General features: G+C 40.1%; 5 protein-coding genes (1 of these 5 running past the window's edge). 2 read left to right on the top strand and 3 right to left on the bottom strand.

What is annotated here, in order from left to right; genetic code table 11:
- Window positions 1-146 precede the first annotated feature (146 nt).
- Window positions 147-1,883: a DNA polymerase III subunit gamma/tau gene (gene dnaX, locus LQ189_RS05230; protein ID WP_230154757.1), complete on the top strand. Its 1,737-nt coding sequence runs from the start codon at window positions 147-149 to the stop codon at window positions 1,881-1,883.
- A 16-nt stretch (window positions 1,884-1,899) separates the two neighbouring features.
- Here the strand turns inward: dnaX and LQ189_RS05225 are convergent, their stop codons facing one another.
- From LQ189_RS05225 to LQ189_RS05215, 3 genes are all read right to left on the bottom strand, one after another.
- Complete coding sequence (locus LQ189_RS05225) at window positions 1,900-2,790, bottom strand: Ppx/GppA phosphatase family protein (RefSeq protein ID WP_230154756.1); 891 nt, start codon at window positions 2,788-2,790, stop codon at window positions 1,900-1,902.
- A gap of 75 nt (window positions 2,791-2,865) precedes the next feature.
- The gene (gene ppk1 / locus LQ189_RS05220; protein ID WP_086454187.1) at window positions 2,866-4,953 is read right to left on the bottom strand and encodes a polyphosphate kinase 1; all 2,088 of its coding nucleotides are present in this window, start codon (window positions 4,951-4,953) and stop codon (window positions 2,866-2,868) included.
- Complete coding sequence (locus LQ189_RS05215; protein WP_230154755.1) at window positions 4,950-5,435, bottom strand: histidine phosphatase family protein; 486 nt, start codon at window positions 5,433-5,435, stop codon at window positions 4,950-4,952. The genes ppk1 and LQ189_RS05215 overlap by 4 nt, the downstream gene beginning before the upstream one ends.
- 449 nt (window positions 5,436-5,884) lie before the next feature.
- Between LQ189_RS05215 and LQ189_RS05210 the strand changes: the two genes are divergently transcribed.
- Window positions 5,885-18,940: the 5' portion of a Calx-beta domain-containing protein gene (locus tag LQ189_RS05210; RefSeq protein WP_230154753.1), read on the top strand. It continues 16,149 nt past the right edge of the window; 13,056 of the gene's 29,205 nt are visible here — the first part of the coding sequence; its start codon is at window positions 5,885-5,887; its stop codon lies off the right edge, out of view.

The raw sequence follows: 18,940 nt of genomic DNA, 5'->3' as shown, positions 1-18,940 counted from the left end.
CGGGACTGGCATATAAGGATTTTCACTTCTATCTGGGCTAGAAAATTTCCTCAAAAAGAAGTGTACTTTAAAATATAAAATCTTTCAATCTTTAAATTTTTGCATCTTTAAATTAAAGCCTATATTTGCTATCCAATAAAAATGCTATGGAACAATTTGTTGTATCGGCCCGTAAATATCGTCCACAAACTTTTAAAGATGTTGTAGGACAAAAAGCCATTACAAGCACTTTGCTCAATGCTATAGAAAGCAACCATTTAGCATCGGCCTTGTTGTTTACAGGACCTCGTGGTGTGGGTAAAACCACTTGCGCACGTATATTAGCTCGTAAAATCAATCAGCCTGGATATGATGATCCTACCGAAGATTTTGCTTTCAATGTATTTGAACTAGATGCCGCTTCAAACAATTCTGTAGATGACATTCGTAATTTAATTGACCAAGTTAGAATCCCACCCCAAACAGGGCAATATAAAGTATACATTATAGATGAGGTTCACATGTTGTCCTCGGCAGCTTTTAATGCTTTCTTAAAAACATTAGAAGAACCACCTAAGCACGCCATTTTTATTTTGGCCACGACCGAAAAACATAAAATCATCCCTACAATACTTTCTCGTTGTCAGATATTTGATTTCAAAAGAATAACCGTAAAAGATGCCAAAGAACATCTTGCAGAAGTGGCTACCAGTCAAGGCGTAATTTTTGAAGACGATGCTTTGCACATCATAGCTCAAAAAGCGGATGGTGCCATGCGTGATGCCCTTTCTATTTTTGATAGAGTCGTTTCGTTTTGCGGGAAAAACTTAACCCGTCAAGCCGTTACGGAGAACTTGAATGTGCTTGATTACGAAACGTACATCAACATGACCAACTTAATTTTGGAAAATAAAATTCCAGAATTATTAATGGCTTTTAACGAAATCCTTGCCAAGGGTTTTGATTCGCATCATTTTGTATCAGGATTAGCGTCTCATTTTAGAGATTTGCTAGTATCTAAAACTCCAGCAACTTTAACTTTGTTAGAAGTAGGAGAACAAGCCCAGCAAATGTATGGGGCACAGGCTCAAAAATGCAGTCAAGATTTTTTATTAAAAGGAATTGGCATTGCAAACGATTGTGATTTAAAATACAAATTGAGTCAAAACCAGCGATTGCTTGTAGAACTTTGTTTGATGCAACTTGCCTCTATCACTATTGATGGAGAAAAAAAAAAAGTTGAGCAATATATAATTCCACCAACTTATTTTAGAAAAAACGACTACTCCATCAGTGTCGCAAAAAAAATAGAAACGGCGGTAACCTCTACTTCTGCACCTGAAAGTAAACCAGAAATTCCAGCTGAGATATTAGTACAACAGCCAGCTAAAGTAATTCCAATTCCTGTTGCTGATACTCCCGTTTCAAATACTGGAGAACCAAAAGTCTCAGCGTTTTCATTAGCAAGTATTCGGGCAAAAAAAGCACTTGAAGAAAGCAGTAAAGGAATAGTAAAAGAAACATTACACTTACCAACCGAATCTTTTACAGAGACTGAAATGCTAGTGTATTGGAACAAATATGCACAACGATTAGGCGACAAGGGATTTAAAATAATGGAATCATTATTGCTAATAAACGACCCAAAACTAGACGGAACTGCAATTACCATTGAACTACCAAACGAAGGTTCAAAGCTAGATTTTGAAAGTCAACTACACGGATTGTTAGGCTATTTAAAAGGTCATTTACACAATCATGACATTACTATAAACGTAGTTGTAAACGAAACTATTGAAACAAAAAGAAGTTTTAACGACCAAGACCGCTACAACAGGTTACTACAAATAAATCCAAATATAGAACTTTTACGAACTACATTTGGATTAGATTTAGACGCTTAATTACAAGAAGAAAACGTTATATTTTACCGTAATACATGGCTTTTACAATTCCATCAGAAAGACCTATTTTAGGCACATAAATATTTCTGGCACCACTCCATTTCATAGCATTCATGTAAATGCGTGTTGCAGGAATAATTACGTCAGCTCGATCTGGGTTTAATCCCAATTCTGATATTCTTTGCTCATAAGATAAAGAATTCAAGAAAGAATATTGTGAATTCATGTAGATGTATGACAATGGTTTTTCCTGAGTCTTTCCAGATAATTTAAATAACTTATTGATATTTCCACCAGAACCTATGAGTGTAACCTCGTCATATTCTTGCGTGTTGGTTTTAATCCATTTCTCAATTTCATCCCATACTACATCGCAAACCATGTTATTGAGCAAGCGTACTGTACCTGCTTTGAAGGATCTAGAAGTTATCATTTTACCATTGGAAAACAAAGTAAATTCCGTGCTTCCTCCCCCCACATCTACAAAAAGATAGGTTTGATCTGATTTTAATAAATGATGCAAATCAGTTGAAGCAATAATGGCAGCTTCTTTCTTGCCATCAATAATTTCAATTTTTATGTCAGCCTTTTTCTTTATGATAGCAACAACTTCTTTGCCGTTATAGGCTTCGCGCATGGCCGATGTTGCAAATGCCATATAACGCTCTACTTTGTGTACCTTCATCAGCAAGTTAAATGCTTTCATAGCATCGCACATTCTATCAATGTTCTCTGCAGAAATTTCACCCACTGTAAAAGCATCTTGCCCTAAACGGATAGGCACCCTCACAAGGGAACTTTTATTAAATTGCGGTTCTTTGCCGTCTTGTTCCACAATATTGACAATTAACAATCGCATTGCATTTGAGCCAATATCAATTGCAGCGTATTTTTTTATTTGAATCATATTTCTTGTATTTGAAACTCCTGATCAAGGTGACGGATCCCGTTCAGGTTAAAATTATAATTGGTAAAACAAAAACTATGCTAAATTTTCTTTCTTAGTAGCATCCTCTAGTTTTTTTTCATAATAACGGTACGTTTCTAGCTGCGCTCTAAAGATAGGATTATGGTTTCGAGGGCGGTATTTGTTATCAAATTTATGAGAATGAAACCTTGCTTTTACGTTTCCTTTCCAGCCAATATCAAAATTGTCAATCAGTTCTTTTTTAATATCTTGATCATAAATAGGACAGGTAACTTCTACCCTACCATCTAGATTTCGAGACATAAAATCAGCCGATGAAATATAGACTTCTGTTTGTCCTGCATTCCCAAAAATATACACTCTTGAATGTTCTAAATAATTATCAACTATACTTATAGCTTCAATATTATCACTCATACCCGGAATTCCAGGAATCAAGGAACATATTCCACGTACTTCTAATTGTATCTTTACTCCCGCACGACTGGCTTCATAGAGTTTATCAATCATAGCAAAGTCAGACAAACTATTCATTTTTAGTTTTATATGTGTTTTTCTTCCTGCCAGTGCATGAATAATTTCCCTGTCAATTAATTTTACAAACTTAGTTCTGGTGTAATGAGGCGACACTATCAAGTGTTTGTAACGATGTACTCTATAATTAATATCAAAAAATTCAAAAATTCTCATGATGTCTTTCAAGATCTGCTGGTGGCTAGTAAACAAAGTCACATCTGTGTAAACCTTTGCGGTTGACTCGTTAAAATTTCCCGTTGAGATAAAACCATAACGTTTTATTTTATAGTTTTCTACTCTTTCAATAACACATATTTTACTGTGAACTTTCAATCCCTTTATTCCAAAAATAAGTTCAATACCTTCCAGTTGCATTTGCTCTGCATAAGATATATTTGAAGCTTCGTCAAAGCGGGCTTGTAATTCTATTTGAACCGTTACTTTTTTTCCGTTTTTGGCAGCATTAATTAAGGAACTAATGATTTGAGAATTCTTGGCTAAACGGTATAATGTAATCTTAATTGAAATTACTTTTGGATCAAGTGCAGCCTCACGCAAAAACTTAGTCAAATATGAAAAAGATTGGTAAGGAGCATTCAGCAAATAATCTTTTTCACTGATTTTTTCTAGCATGCTTCCCTCTAAACTTAAACCCGGAATAGGCAACGGCGGTTTAGTTTCGTACAATAAATCATACCTGCCTAAATTAGGAAAGTCCATATAATCTCTTCTGTTATGGTAGCGACCGCCAGGGATTATACTATCTGTTGAAACAATTTTCATTTTATCCAGAAAGAATTTTAAAGTATCCTCTTCAATCAACTGATCGTAGATAAAACGTACCGGCTCCCCTATTCTTCTATCTTTTACACTCAAAGAGATTTTTTCAATCATACTTTTACTTAAATCACTGTCAATGTCAAGTTGCGCATCTCTAGTGATTTTTATCATATGCGCGGATACACTTTCGTAATCAAAAATATTGAAAATATTATTTAAGTTATGACGAATAACATCATCTAAAAGTATAATGTATTGCTTTTCATCATGTGATGGCAGGACTACAAAACGGTTAATGGTTTTAGGGATTTCAATGACAGCATATCGTACTTCATCATCTCTTTTCATAACCAGTTTTACGGCTAGATAACCAGAGGTATCCTTAAGTACTGGAAATTCAGCCAAATCATTCAAAATGATAGTCACCAACTCAGGACTCACTTTTTGAATAAAAAAATCTTTCAAGAAAATTTCTTGTTCTACAGAAATATCTGCTTCGGTAATGATGAAAATATTTTTTGTTTCTAGTTCACTTTCTATAATGTTTAGAATTCGTAAACTTTCTGATTGTTGCTCAATAACAATTTCAGTAATATCTTTTACCAGTTGTTGAGCCGAAATTCCTCCTAGGTATTTTTCACCAGTGATTCCGGTTAAACTCAAACGTCTTATGGCTGCAAATCGAACTCTAAAAAACTCGTCTAAATTATTCGAAAATATGCCTAAAAAACGCAAACGGTCTAGTAAAGGAACCGAAGGGTCACCCGCCTCTTGCAAAACCCTTGCATTAAAAGCCAACCAACTTTTTTCTCTATCAATATATTTGTATGCTAACGTTTTATTCATTTTAAATCTTTGGGAAATAATATATGTTCTGTTTTACCTTTTGTTATAGTTTTCCAATGGGTCGTATCAAATTTCAAAAAAACAAATCCTGAGGTAGGAACGTTATCTATGGTCACATCCCCATAACGATTGACAAAATCAGTAATGGCTTCATTATGACAAAAAATCATCAAACTCTCTATATCATCTGGACAGGATTCAACCACTCTTTGGAGTTGTTTTCTATCAAAGGTATAAAGGTCGTCTTTGTAAATGATACTGTCAAGCGGAAACAAAAAATTTTGTGCAAAAATTAACGCCGTATTTGTAGTTCTTTTTGCAGTGCTACACCAGATGGTAAAAGTTTTTGGCAACAAAGACTTGACGTGACCAGCCACAAAATGGGCATCTTTCATGCCATTACATGTTAATACACGATCTTTATCCTGAACGGGAACCTCCCAACTCGACTTTGCATGCCTAACCAAAATTAAATTTTTCATACTTTACATTATTTGGCATTAATTAATTGATTCAACTTGGACTAAAAGTAAAACCAAAGTACAAAAAAAAACGTATTTATTTGTAAGGCAAGTTATATGTTTCAAATATTTGATTTTCAGCGATTTAACAAGTTAATTAACTATCACTTTATAGTTTATGAAAATCAAAAAAAACAACAAATAGAGATTTTAGTCAATTTTTTTAAAAACAAGATAAAATTAGATCTTAATTTACATAGAACAATATCATTTATGTACAAAAACTAGTCATTTATCGGCTATTTAGGTCATTAAAAGAGTATAATTTGTATTAATTAAATAATAGTTACCTTTGTTAATAAATATTTAATAACGTAAATGCTTTTTTTACTAAGTAAAAAAGACAACTGAAATATAAAATCAAATCCTTTTAAAGAGGATTCAAGCAAAATATAAGAATATCAAAAAATATGGAAAACCAATACTTTCATTTTTCTGCGAAATTTAAAAAAAACTTATTTGGTCTTTTTTTAAATTTTATTTTTTTACTTTCTCTAACTACCACTTTTGGGCAAACAACTCAACGTTATCAGGGTGTAATAAAAGGAGGTGCTACATTATTTGGTAACTCCTGGTATTATAGTGCACCAGGAAACATCACTACACGACTCACACCTGATATCGACGGCGATCCAACAACAACACTATCTACTAGTTCTGATTTAATTTTACCTGCTGGATCTAGAATTGAAAGAGCCTATTTATCTATTGAAAAAGGTATAGGTGGAGGGTCATTTACCTCTGTTAAAATAAAAACACCTGGTTCAGCAAACTATACCACTTTAAATACAACATCATCTTTATCAAACAAAAACGCAAGTAATTCACTCTATCAAGCGATTTGGGATATTACTGCACTTATCCCAGCAAATGGATATGTAAGTACAGCTGGAGGTGGAACAGCAGGACGTTATTTCCTTGCAGACCCTAGACCTGGTCCCTCAAGTCTTCCTATGGGTGGGTGGTCCATAATAGTAGTATATAGTAATGCTAACTCCCCATCTAGAAATATCACGATCGCAGACAATTGGCGAATTTTTAATAATACAACAGTAACTTCTGATGTTGACAATGTTACAGTACCGGCAAGTGGAGGAGTACGCGCTGTTGTAGGTATAACCGGAACATACGGAGATAGAACGTATCCTGATGAAATTCAGTTTGGTACTACAACATCTACACTGACCAATTTGACAGATCCTAGAACCGGTGAAGTTAGTGATGCATTGAATAGTAGTATTGCTATGGCAGCTACAAATAATGTTTCAGCAGATGGAGGACCTGCAATTTCAGGAAATATAACCACTCGCGACCCCATTAGTGCAGGACATATTTATGGTGCTGCAGAATCCTGGGATTACGATGCTGATATTTTTGATGCATCAAACATTCTACCTAATTCTACAACACCAATTAATGTAAGATTAAGGCAACGATCTAATCCAAATGGTGTGCCTGACGTACTGGTTTCAGGATCTTACTTTATATCTATTGATGTTACAGCTCCAACAGTAACAAAAACATTATCACCAACAACAATAATAGATGGTCAAACTGCAACGTACACTTGGGTGGTTTCAAATAATGGTGGAGGAGCAGCGTTACTAACAGGAATTGGTTTTGAAGATACATTACCGTCTAATATTAGAGTAGCAGCTACTCCTAACGTAACGATAAATTATACTGGAGGCGGTACTTTAGGAACGGTAACGGCAAATCCAAATACAGGAAGTGTTTCTCTTTCTGGATTGACTTTACCTGCAGGAGCTACAGCAACAATTACGGTAGATATTACCAATAGACCTGGGCAACTCAATCCATCTTGTACAGGAAATCCAGGTCCTTTTACAAACAGCAATTCTAATTTTACAACTTCTGGTGGGCTTTTAACCAATGTTGTACCACAATGCTTAATTGTTCAACCTGAATGTTCTGCATATACTTTGGTAATAAACAATCCAGCTGCAGTTTGTTCTCCAGCTACTGTAAACATAACTGCAAATGCTATTACTGCTGGATCATCAACACAAACATATACGTATTGGCGTGATGCAGCTGCAACCATACCTTATACAACTCCTAATGCTGCTACTGCTGGTACATATTATATTAAAGGTACCAATACAATAGGCTGTACGGATACAAAACCTGTGGTGGTAACGGTTGATACATTCGCAGGAACAGCAACTAATACAACAACTACTGCTGCTATTTGTGAGAACACTACCAAAACATTATCGGCTACTCCAGCAGGTGGAACTTGGTCTGTGGTATCTGGTGGTGGAACCATTTCAGGAACTACTTATACCCCAGCAGACGTTGCTACAAATACTAATGTAACAATTCGTTATACTGTTGCTGCCAACGGAAGTTGTCCTGCAACTACCTCTGATGCTACTTTTACTGTGAATCCATTCGCAGGAACAGCAACTAATACAACAACTACTGCTGCTATTTGTGAGAACACTACCAAAACATTATCGGCTACTCCAGCAGGTGGAACTTGGTCTGTGGTATCTGGTGGTGGAACTATTTCTGGAACTACTTATACCCCAGCTGATGTTACAGCAAATACTTCTGTAACAATTCGCTATACTGTTGCTGCTAACGGAAGTTGTCCTGCAACTACCTCTGATGCTACTTTTACTGTGAATCCATTCGCAGGAACAGCAACTAATACAACAACTACTGCTGCTATTTGTGAGAACACTACCAAAACATTATCGGCTACTCCAGCAGGTGGAACTTGGTCTGTGGTATCTGGTGGTGGAACTATTTCTGGAACTACTTATACCCCAGCTGATGTTACAGCAAATACTTCTGTAACAATTCGCTATACTGTTGCTGCTAACGGAAGTTGTCCTGCAACTACCTCTGATGCTACTTTTACTGTGAATCCATTCGCAGGAACAGCAACTAATACAACAACTACTGCTGCTATTTGTGAGAACACTACCAAAACATTATCGGCTACTCCAGCAGGTGGAACTTGGTCTGTGGTATCTGGCGGTGGAACTATTTCTGGAACTACTTATACCCCAGCTGATGTTACAGCGGATACTTCTGTAACAATTCGCTACACTGTTGCTGCCAACGGAAGTTGTCCTGCAACTACCTCTGATGCTACTTTTACTGTGAATCCATTCGCAGGAACAGCAACTAATACAACAACTACTACTGCTATTTGTGAGAACACTACCAAAACATTATCGGCTACTCCAGCTGGTGGAACTTGGTCTGTGGTATCTGGTGGTGGAACCATTTCTGGAACTACTTATACCCCAGCTGATGTTACAGCGGATACTTCTGTAACAATTCGTTATACGGTGGCTGCCAACGGAAGTTGTCCTGCAACTACCTCTGATGCTACTTTTACTGTGAATCCATTCGCAGGAACAGCAACTAATACAACAAGTACTGCTGCTATTTGTGAGAACACTACCAAAACATTATCGGCTACTCCAGCTGGTGGAACTTGGTCTGTGGTATCTGGTGGTGGAACCATTTCTGGAACTACTTATACCCCAGCTGATGTTACAGCGGATACTTCTGTAACAATTCGTTATACGGTGGCTGCCAACGGAAGTTGTCCTGCAACTACCTCTGATGCTACTTTTACTGTGAATCCATTCGCAGGAACAGCAACTAATACAACAACTACTGCTGCTATTTGTGAGAACACTACCAAAACATTATCGGCTACTCCAGCTGGTGGAACTTGGTCTGTGGTATCTGGTGGTGGAACCATTTCTGGAACTACTTATACCCCAGCTGATGTTACAGCGGATACTTCTGTAACAATTCGTTATACGGTGGCTGCCAACGGAAGTTGTCCTGCAACTACCTCTGATGCTACTTTTACTGTGAATCCATTCGCAGGAACAGCAACTAATACAACAACTACTGCTGCTATTTGTGAGAACACTACCAAAACATTATCGGCTACTCCAGCAGGTGGAACTTGGTCTGTGGTATCTGGTGGTGGAACTATTTCTGGAACTACTTATACCCCAGCTGATGTTACAGCAAATACTTCTGTAACAATTCGCTATACTGTTGCTGCCAACGGAAGTTGTCCTGCAACTACCTCTGATGCTACTTTTACGGTAAATCCATTCGCAGGAACAGCAACTAATACAACAACTACTACTGCTATTTGTGAGAACACTACCAAAACATTATCGGCTACTCCAGCTGGTGGAACTTGGTCTGTGGTATCTGGTGGTGGAACCATTTCTGGAACTACTTATACCCCAGCTGATGTTACAGCAAATACTTCTGTAACAATTCGCTACACTGTTGCTGCTAACGGAAGTTGTCCTGCAACTACCTCTGATGCTACTTTTACGGTAAATCCATTCGCAGGAACAGCAACTAATACAACAACTACTGCTGCTATTTGTGAGAACACTACCAAAACATTATCGGCTACTCCAGCAGGTGGAACTTGGTCTGTGGTATCTGGTGGTGGAACTATTTCTGGAACTACTTATACCCCAGCTGATGTTACAGCAAATACTTCTGTAACAATTCGCTATACTGTTGCTGCTAACGGAAGTTGTCCTGCAACTACCTCTGATGCTACTTTTACTGTGAATCCATTCGCAGGAACAGCAACTAATACAACAACTACTGCTGCTATTTGTGAGAACACTACCAAAACATTATCGGCTACTCCAGCAGGTGGAACTTGGTCTGTGGTATCTGGTGGTGGAACTATTTCTGGAACTACTTATACCCCAGCTGATGTTACAGCAAATACTTCTGTAACAATTCGCTATACTGTTGCTGCTAACGGAAGTTGTCCTGCAACTACCTCTGATGCTACTTTTACTGTGAATCCATTCGCAGGAACAGCAACTAATACAACAACTACTGCTGCTATTTGTGAGAACACTACCAAAACATTATCGGCTACTCCAGCAGGTGGAACTTGGTCTGTGGTATCTGGTGGTGGAACCATTTCTGGAACTACTTATACCCCAGCTGATGTTACAGCGGATACTTCTGTAACAATTCGCTACACTGTTGCTGCCAACGGAAGTTGTCCTGCAACTACCTCTGATGCTACTTTTACTGTGAATCCATTCGCAGGAACAGCAACTAATACAACAACTACTGCTGCTATTTGTGAGAACACTACCAAAACATTATCGGCTACTCCAGCAGGTGGAACTTGGTCTGTGGTATCTGGTGGTGGAACCATTTCTGGAACTACTTATACCCCAGCTGATGTTACAGCGGATACTTCTGTAACAATTCGTTATACGGTGGCTGCCAACGGAAGTTGTCCTGCAACTACCTCTGATGCTACTTTTACTGTGAATCCATTCGCAGGAACAGCAACTAATACAACAACTACTGCTGCTATTTGTGAGAACACTACCAAAACATTATCGGCTACTCCAGCAGGTGGAACTTGGTCTGTGGTATCTGGTGGTGGAACCATTTCTGGAACTACTTATACCCCAGCTGATGTTACAGCGGATACTTCTGTAACAATTCGTTATACGGTGGCTGCCAACGGAAGTTGTCCTGCAACTACCTCTGATGCTACTTTTACGGTAAATCCATTCGCAGGAACAGCAACTAATACAACAACTACTACTGCTATTTGTGAGAACACTACCAAAACATTATCGGCTACTCCAGCTGGTGGAACTTGGTCTGTGGTATCTGGTGGTGGAACCATTTCTGGAACTACTTATACCCCAGCTGATGTTACAGCAAATACTTCTGTAACAATTCGCTATACGGTGGCTGCCAACGGAAGTTGTCCTGCAACTACCTCTGATGCTACTTTTACTGTGAATCCATTCGCAGGAACAGCAACTAATACAACAACTACTGCTGCTATTTGTGAGAACACTACCAAAACATTATCGGCTACTCCAGCAGGTGGAACTTGGTCTGTGGTATCTGGTGGTGGAACCATTTCTGGAACTACTTATACCCCAGCTGATGTTACAGCGGATACTTCTGTAACAATTCGTTATACGGTGGCTGCCAACGGAAGTTGTCCTGCAACTACCTCTGATGCTACTTTTACGGTAAATCCATTCGCAGGAACAGCAACTAATACAACAACTACTACTGCTATTTGTGAGAACACTACCAAAACATTATCGGCTACTCCAGCTGGTGGAACTTGGTCTGTGGTATCTGGTGGTGGAACCATTTCTGGAACTACTTATACCCCAGCTGATGTTACAGCAAATACTTCTGTAACAATTCGCTACACTGTTGCTGCTAACGGAAGTTGTCCTGCAACTACCTCTGATGCTACTTTTACGGTAAATCCATTCGCAGGAACAGCAACTAATACAACAACTACTGCTGCTATTTGTGAGAACACTACCAAAACATTATCGGCTACTCCAGCTGGTGGAACTTGGTCTGTGGTATCTGGTGGTGGAACCATTTCTGGAACTACTTATACCCCAGCTGATGTTACAGCGGATACTTCTGTAACAATTCGCTATACTGTTGCTGCCAACGGAAGTTGTCCTGCAACTACCTCTGATGCTACTTTTACTGTGAATCCATTCGCAGGAACAGCAACTAATACAACAACTACTGCTGCTATTTGTGAGAACACTACCAAAACATTATCGGCTACTCCAGCAGGTGGAACTTGGTCTGTGGTATCTGGTGGTGGAACCATTTCTGGAACTACTTATACCCCAGCTGATGTTACAGCGGATACTTCTGTAACAATTCGTTATACGGTGGCTGCCAACGGAAGTTGTCCTGCAACTACCTCTGATGCTACTTTTACTGTGAATCCATTCGCAGGAACAGCAACTAATACAACAACTACTGCTGCTATTTGTGAGAACACTACCAAAACATTATCGGCTACTCCAGCAGGTGGAACTTGGTCTGTGGTATCTGGTGGTGGAACCATTTCAGGAACTACTTATACCCCAGCTGATGTTACAACGGATACTTCTGTAACAATTCGCTACACTGTTGCTGCCAACGGAAGTTGTCCTGCAACTACCTCTGATGCTACTTTTACTGTGAATCCATTCGCAGGAACAGCAACTAATACAACAACTACTACTGCTATTTGTGAGAACACTACCAAAACATTATCGGCTACTCCAGCTGGTGGAACTTGGTCTGTGGTATCTGGTGGTGGAACCATTTCTGGAACTACTTATACCCCAGCTGATGTTACAGCGGATACTTCTGTAACAATTCGCTACACTGTTGCTGCCAACGGAAGTTGTCCTGCAACTACCTCTGATGCTACTTTTACGGTAATTGCTGCTCCAAATGCTGGAACGTTTTCTGGTAATCAAACAATATGTGTAGGGTCTACAACAACTTTTTCTTCTACTACCAATGGTGGTACTTTTTCTTCAAGCGATACAGCAATCGCAACCGTAAATCCTTCAACAGGAGTAATTACTGGGGTTGCCGCAGGAACAGCTACGATAACTTATACCGTAACTGGAACAGGTGGTTGTGCTAATGCCGCTACTACAAGAACAGTTACTGTATTTTCACCCACAGTAAGCTTGACAGGTACCATTTCAATCGCTGAAAATTCTGGAATTAGTGCACTCTTAACAGCTACTTTATCAACTGCAACCATTAGTGATGTAACTATTACAATTTCATATTCAGGAACAGCAATATCAAGTTCTGATTACACTGTGAATAGTACAATTATAACTATACCATCGGGATCAACTACTGGTACTGTAACCATTACTCCAATAGATGACAATATCAATGAAGGGTCAGAAACAGTTATTGCAAATATTGACAGCGTAACTGGAGGTTGTGCAACACAATTAGGTACTCAATCTGCAACTGTAACCATTACTGATAATGACAATGCGCCAACAGTAACTATAGCAGATGCGAGTAACACTGAAGGTGACTACTTGAATTTTGTAGTTACTTTGAGCAACCCATCCGCTACAGACATAACCCTTATTTTAGGATTTACCAACGAAACAACAACTAACGGAGATTATACCAATACGCCAGTAACCGTAACCTTCTTAGCGGGTACTACTATAGCGACTGCATTAGTACCAACTACTGCTGATACTATTGATGAGAACAACGAAACCTTCACAGTAGCAATAACTAGCTCTACAGGAACAGTTGGATCTACAACCGATACCGCTACTGGTACAATTATCGACAATAACAACGCCCCTACTGTAGCAACGATCTCTCCTGCTTCGGCTACTGAAGGTGATCCTGCTGTATTTACTTTTACCTTGAGCAACCCATCGGCTGTAGATACAACTTATACTTTTGTATTGACTAATGGTACGGCTGGAAGTGCAGATTACACGACTACAAATGTTGATGTACTTGTTCCTGCGGGAGCAACTACGGGAACTGTTTCGGTACCTACAACGGTAGATGCTATTGATGAAGTAACTGAAAACTTTAGCATTGCCTCTGGAGCTGTTTCGGCTACTGGTACAATTATCGACAATAACAACGCCCCTACTGTAGCAACGATCTCTCCTGCTTCGGCTACTGAAGGTGATCCTGCTGTATTTACTTTTACCTTGAGCAACCCATCGGCTGTAGATACAACCTATACTTTTGTATTGACTAATGGTACTGCTGGAAGTGCGGATTACACGACTACAAATGTTGATGTACTTGTTCCTGCGGGAGCAACTACTGGAACTGTTTCGGTACCAACGACTACGGATACAATTGACGAAGTAAATGAAAACTTTAGTATTGCCTCTGGAGCTGCTTCAGCTACGGGTACTATTATCGACACTAACAATGCCCCTACGGTGGCAACGATCACTCCGGCTTCGGCTACTGAAGGTGATCCTGCTGTATTTACTTTTACCTTGAGCAACCCATCGGCTGTAGATACAACCTATACTTTTGTATTGACTAATGGTACTGCTGGAAGTGCGGATTACACGACTACAAATGTTGATGTACTTGTTCCTGCGGGAGCAACTACTGGAACCGTTTCGGTACCTACAACGGTAGATGCTATTGATGAAGTTGATGAAACGTTCAACATTGCTGTTGGAACCGTAAGTGCTACGGGTACTATTATCGACACTAACAATGCCCCTACGGTGGCAACGATCACTCCGGCTTCGGCTACTGAAGGAACTGATGTGGTATTCAACTTTACACTTAGCAACCCTTCTGATCAAGCTATTACCTATACTTTTGTATTGACTAATGGTACTGCTGGAAGTGCGGATTACACGACTACAAATGTTGATGTACTTGTTCCTGCGGGAGCAACTACTGGAACTGTTTCGGTACCAACGACTACGGATACAATTGACGAAGTAAATGAAAACTTTAGTATTGCCTCTGGAGCTGCTTCAGCTACGGGTACGATTATCGACACTAACAATGCCCCTACGGTGGCAACGATCACTCCGGCTTCGGCTACTGAAGGAAGTGCTGCTGTATTTACTTTTACCTTAAGTAACCCATCGGCGGTAGATACAACTTATACTTTTGTATTGACTAATGGAACTGCTGGAAGTGCAGATTACACGACTACAAATGTTGATGTACTTGTTCCTGCGGGTGCAACTACGGGAACTGTTTCGGTACCTACAACGGTAGATGCTATTGATGAAGTTGATGAAACGTTCAACATTGCTGTTGGAACCGTAAGTGCTACGGGTACTATTATCGACACTAACAATGCCCCTACTGTGGCAACGATCACTCCGGCTTCGGCTACTGAAGGAACTGATGTGGTATTCAACTTTACACTTAGCAACCCTTCTGATCAAGCTATTACCTATACTTTTGTATTGACTAATGGTACGGCTGGAAGTGCAGATTACACCACTACAAATGTTGATGTACTTGTTCCTGCGGGAGCAACTACGGGAACTGTTTCGGTACCTACAACGGTAGATGCTATTGATGAAGTTGATGAAACGTTCAACATTGCTGTTGGAACCGTAAGTGCTACGGGTACGATTATCGACACTAACAATGCCCCTACTGTGGCTACCATCACTCCGGCTTCGGCTACTGAAGGAACTGATGTGGTATTCAACTTTACATTAAGCAACCCTTCTGACCAAGCTATTACTTATACTTTTGTATTGACTAATGGTACGGCTGGAAGTGCAGATTACACCACTACAAACGTTGATGTACTTGTTCCTGCGGGGGCAACTACGGGAACTGTTTCGGTACCTACAACGGTAGATGCTATTGATGAAGTAACTGAAAACTTTAGCATTGCCTCTGGAGCTGCTTCGGCTACGGGTACTATTATCGACACTAACAATGCCCCTACGGTGGCTACCATCACTCCGGCTTCGGCTACTGAAGGAACTGATGTGGTATTCAACTTTACATTAAGCAACCCTTCTGATCAAGCTATTACTTATACTTTTGTATTGACTAATGGTACGGCTGGAAGTGCAGATTACACCACTACAAACGTTGATGTACTTGTTCCTGCGGGGGCAACTACGGGAACTGTTTCGGTACCAACAACTACGGATACAATTGACGAAGTAACTGAAAACTTTAGTATTGCCTCTGGAGCTGCTTCAGCTACGGGTACGATTATCGACACTAACAATGCCCCTACTGTGGCTACCATCACTCCTGCTTCGGCTACTGAAGGAACTGATGTGGTATTCAACTTTACATTAAGCAACTCTTCTGATCAAGCTATTACCTATACTTTTGTATTGACTAATGGTACGGCTGGAAGTGCAGATTACACGACTACAAATGTTGATGTACTTGTTCCTGCGGGAGCAACTACGGGAACTGTTTCGGTACCTACAACGGTAGATGCTATTGATGAAGTTGATGAAACGTTCAACATTGCTGTTGGAACCGTAAGTGCTACGGGTACGATTATCGACACTAACAATGCCCCTACTGTGGCAACGATCACTCCGGCTTCGGCTACTGAAGGAACTGATGTGGTATTCAACTTTACATTAAGCAACCCTTCTGATCAAGCTATTACCTATACTTTTGTATTGACTAATGGTACGGCTGGAAGTGCGGATTACACGACTACAAATGTTGATGTACTTGTTCCTGCGGGAGCAACTACGGGAACTGTTTCGGTACCTACAACGGTAGATGCTATTGATGAAGTTGATGAAACGTTCAACATTGCTGTTGGAACCGTAAGTGCTACGGGTACTATTATCGACACTAACAATGCCCCTACGGTGGCTACCATAACTCCGGCTTCGGCTACTGAAGGAAGTGCTGCTGTATTTACTTTTACCTTAAGTAACCCTTCTGCTGTAGATACAACTTATACTTTTGTATTGACTAATGGTACTGCTGGAAGTGCGGATTACACCACTACAAATGTTGATGTACTTGTTCCTGCGGGAGCAACTACTGGAACTGTTTCGGTACCAACGACTACGGATACAATTGACGAAGTAAATGAAAACTTTAGTATTGCCTCTGGAGCTGCTTCAGCTACGGGTACGATTATCGACACTAACAATGCCCCTACTGTGGCTACCATCACTCCGGCTTCGGCTACTGAAGGAACTGATGTGGTATTCAACTTTACATTAAGCAACCCTTCTGACCAAGCTATTACTTATACTTTTGTATTGACTAATGGTACGGCTGGAAGTGCAGATTACACCACTACAAACGTTGATGTACTTGTTCCTGCGGGGGCAACTACGGGAACTGTTTCGGTACCTACAACGGTAGATGCTATTGATGAAGTAACTGAAAACTTTAGTATTGCCTCTGGAGCTGCTTCGGCTACGGGTACGATTATCGACAATAACAATACCCCTACGGTGGCTACCATCACTCCGGCTTCGGCTACTGAAGGAACTGATGTGGTATTCAACTTTACATTAAGCAACCCTTCTGATCAAGCTATTACCTATACTTTTGTATTGACTAATGGTACTGCTGGAAGTGCGGATTACACGACTACAAATGTTGATGTACTTGTTCCTGCGGGAGCAACTACTGGAACTGTTTCGGTACCAACGACTACGGATACAATTGACGAAGTAAATGAAAACTTTAGTATTGCCTCTGGAGCTGCTTCAGCTACGGGTACGATTATCGACACTAACAATGCCCCTACGGTGGCAACGATCACTCCGGCTTCGGCTACTGAAGGAACTGATGTGGTATTCAACTTTACACTTAGCAACCCTTCTGATCAAGCTATTACCTATACTTTTGTATTGACTAATGGTACGGCTGGAAGTGCAGATTACACCACTACAAACGTTGATGTACTTGTTCCTGCGGGGGCAACTACGGGAACTGTTTCGGTACCTACAACTGCGGATGCTATTGATGAAGTAACTGAAAACTTTAGCATTGCCTCTGGAGCTGCTTCGGCTACGGGTACCATTATCGACAATAACAATACCCCTACGGTGGCTACCATCACTCCGGCTTCGGCTACTGAAGGAACTGATGTGGTATTCAACTTTACATTAAGCAACCCTTCTGATCAAGCTATTACCTATACTTTTGTATTGACTAATGGTACGGCTGGAAGTGCAGATTACACGACTACAAATGTTGATGTACTTGTTCCTGCGGGTGCAACTACTGGAACTGTTTCGGTACCTACAACTGCAGATGCGATTGATGAAGTTGATGAAACGTTCAACATTGCTGTTGGAACCGTAAGTGCTACGGGTACTATTATCGACACTAACAATGCCCCTACTGTGGCAACGATCACTCCGGCTTCGGCTACTGAAGGAACTGATGTGGTATTCAACTTTACACTTAGCAACCCTTCTGATCAAGCTATTACCTATACTTTTGTATTGACTAATGGTACGGCTGGAAGTGCAGATTACACGACTACAAACGTTGATGTACTTGTTCCTGCGGGTGCAACTACGGGAACTGTTTCGGTACCTACAACGGTAGATGCTATTGATGAAGTTGATGAAACGTTCAACATTGCTGTTGGAACCGTAAGTGCTACGGGTACCATTATCGACACTAACAATGCCCCTACTGTGGCTACCATCACTCCTGCTTCGGCTACTGAAGGAACTGATGTGGTATTCAACTTTACATTAAGCAACTCTTCTGATCAAGCTATTACCTATACTTTTGTATTGACTAATGGTACGGCTGGAAGTGCAGATTACACGACTACAAATGTTGATGTACTTGTTCCTGCGGGAGCAACTACGGGAACTGTTTCGGTACCTACAACGGTAGATGCTATTGATGAAGTTGATGAAACGTTCAACATTGCTGTTGGAACCGTAAGTGCTACGGGTACCATTATCGACACTAACAATGCCCCTACTGTGGCTACCATCACTCCTGCTTCGGCTACTGAAGGAACTGATGTGGTATTCAACTTTACATTAAGCAACTCTTCTGATCAAGCTATTACCTATACTTTTGTATTGACTAATGGTACGGCTGGAAGTGCAGATTACACGACTACAAATGTTGATGTACTTGTTCCTGCGGGAGCAACTACGGGA

Source organism: Flavobacterium sp. CECT 9288 (assembly GCF_918731615.1).
Taxonomy (GTDB): Bacteria; Bacteroidota; Bacteroidia; order Flavobacteriales; family Flavobacteriaceae; genus Flavobacterium.
The sequence above is the reverse complement of the archived record's forward strand: the minus strand, read 5'-3'. Positions and strand labels throughout refer to the sequence as shown.

What these genes read in the sequence shown, in the direction of transcription:
- LQ189_RS05225 (WP_230154756.1), bottom strand. Translation starts at nt 2,790, where the DNA reads ATGATTCAAATAAAAAAATACGCTGCAATTGATATTGGCTCAAATGCA.
- LQ189_RS05215 (WP_230154755.1), bottom strand. Translation starts at nt 5,435, where the DNA reads ATGAAAAATTTAATTTTGGTTAGGCATGCAAAGTCGAGTTGGGAGGTT.
- dnaX (WP_230154757.1), top strand. Translation starts at nt 147, where the DNA reads ATGGAACAATTTGTTGTATCGGCCCGTAAATATCGTCCACAAACTTTT.
- ppk1 (WP_086454187.1), bottom strand. Translation starts at nt 4,953, where the DNA reads ATGAATAAAACGTTAGCATACAAATATATTGATAGAGAAAAAAGTTGG.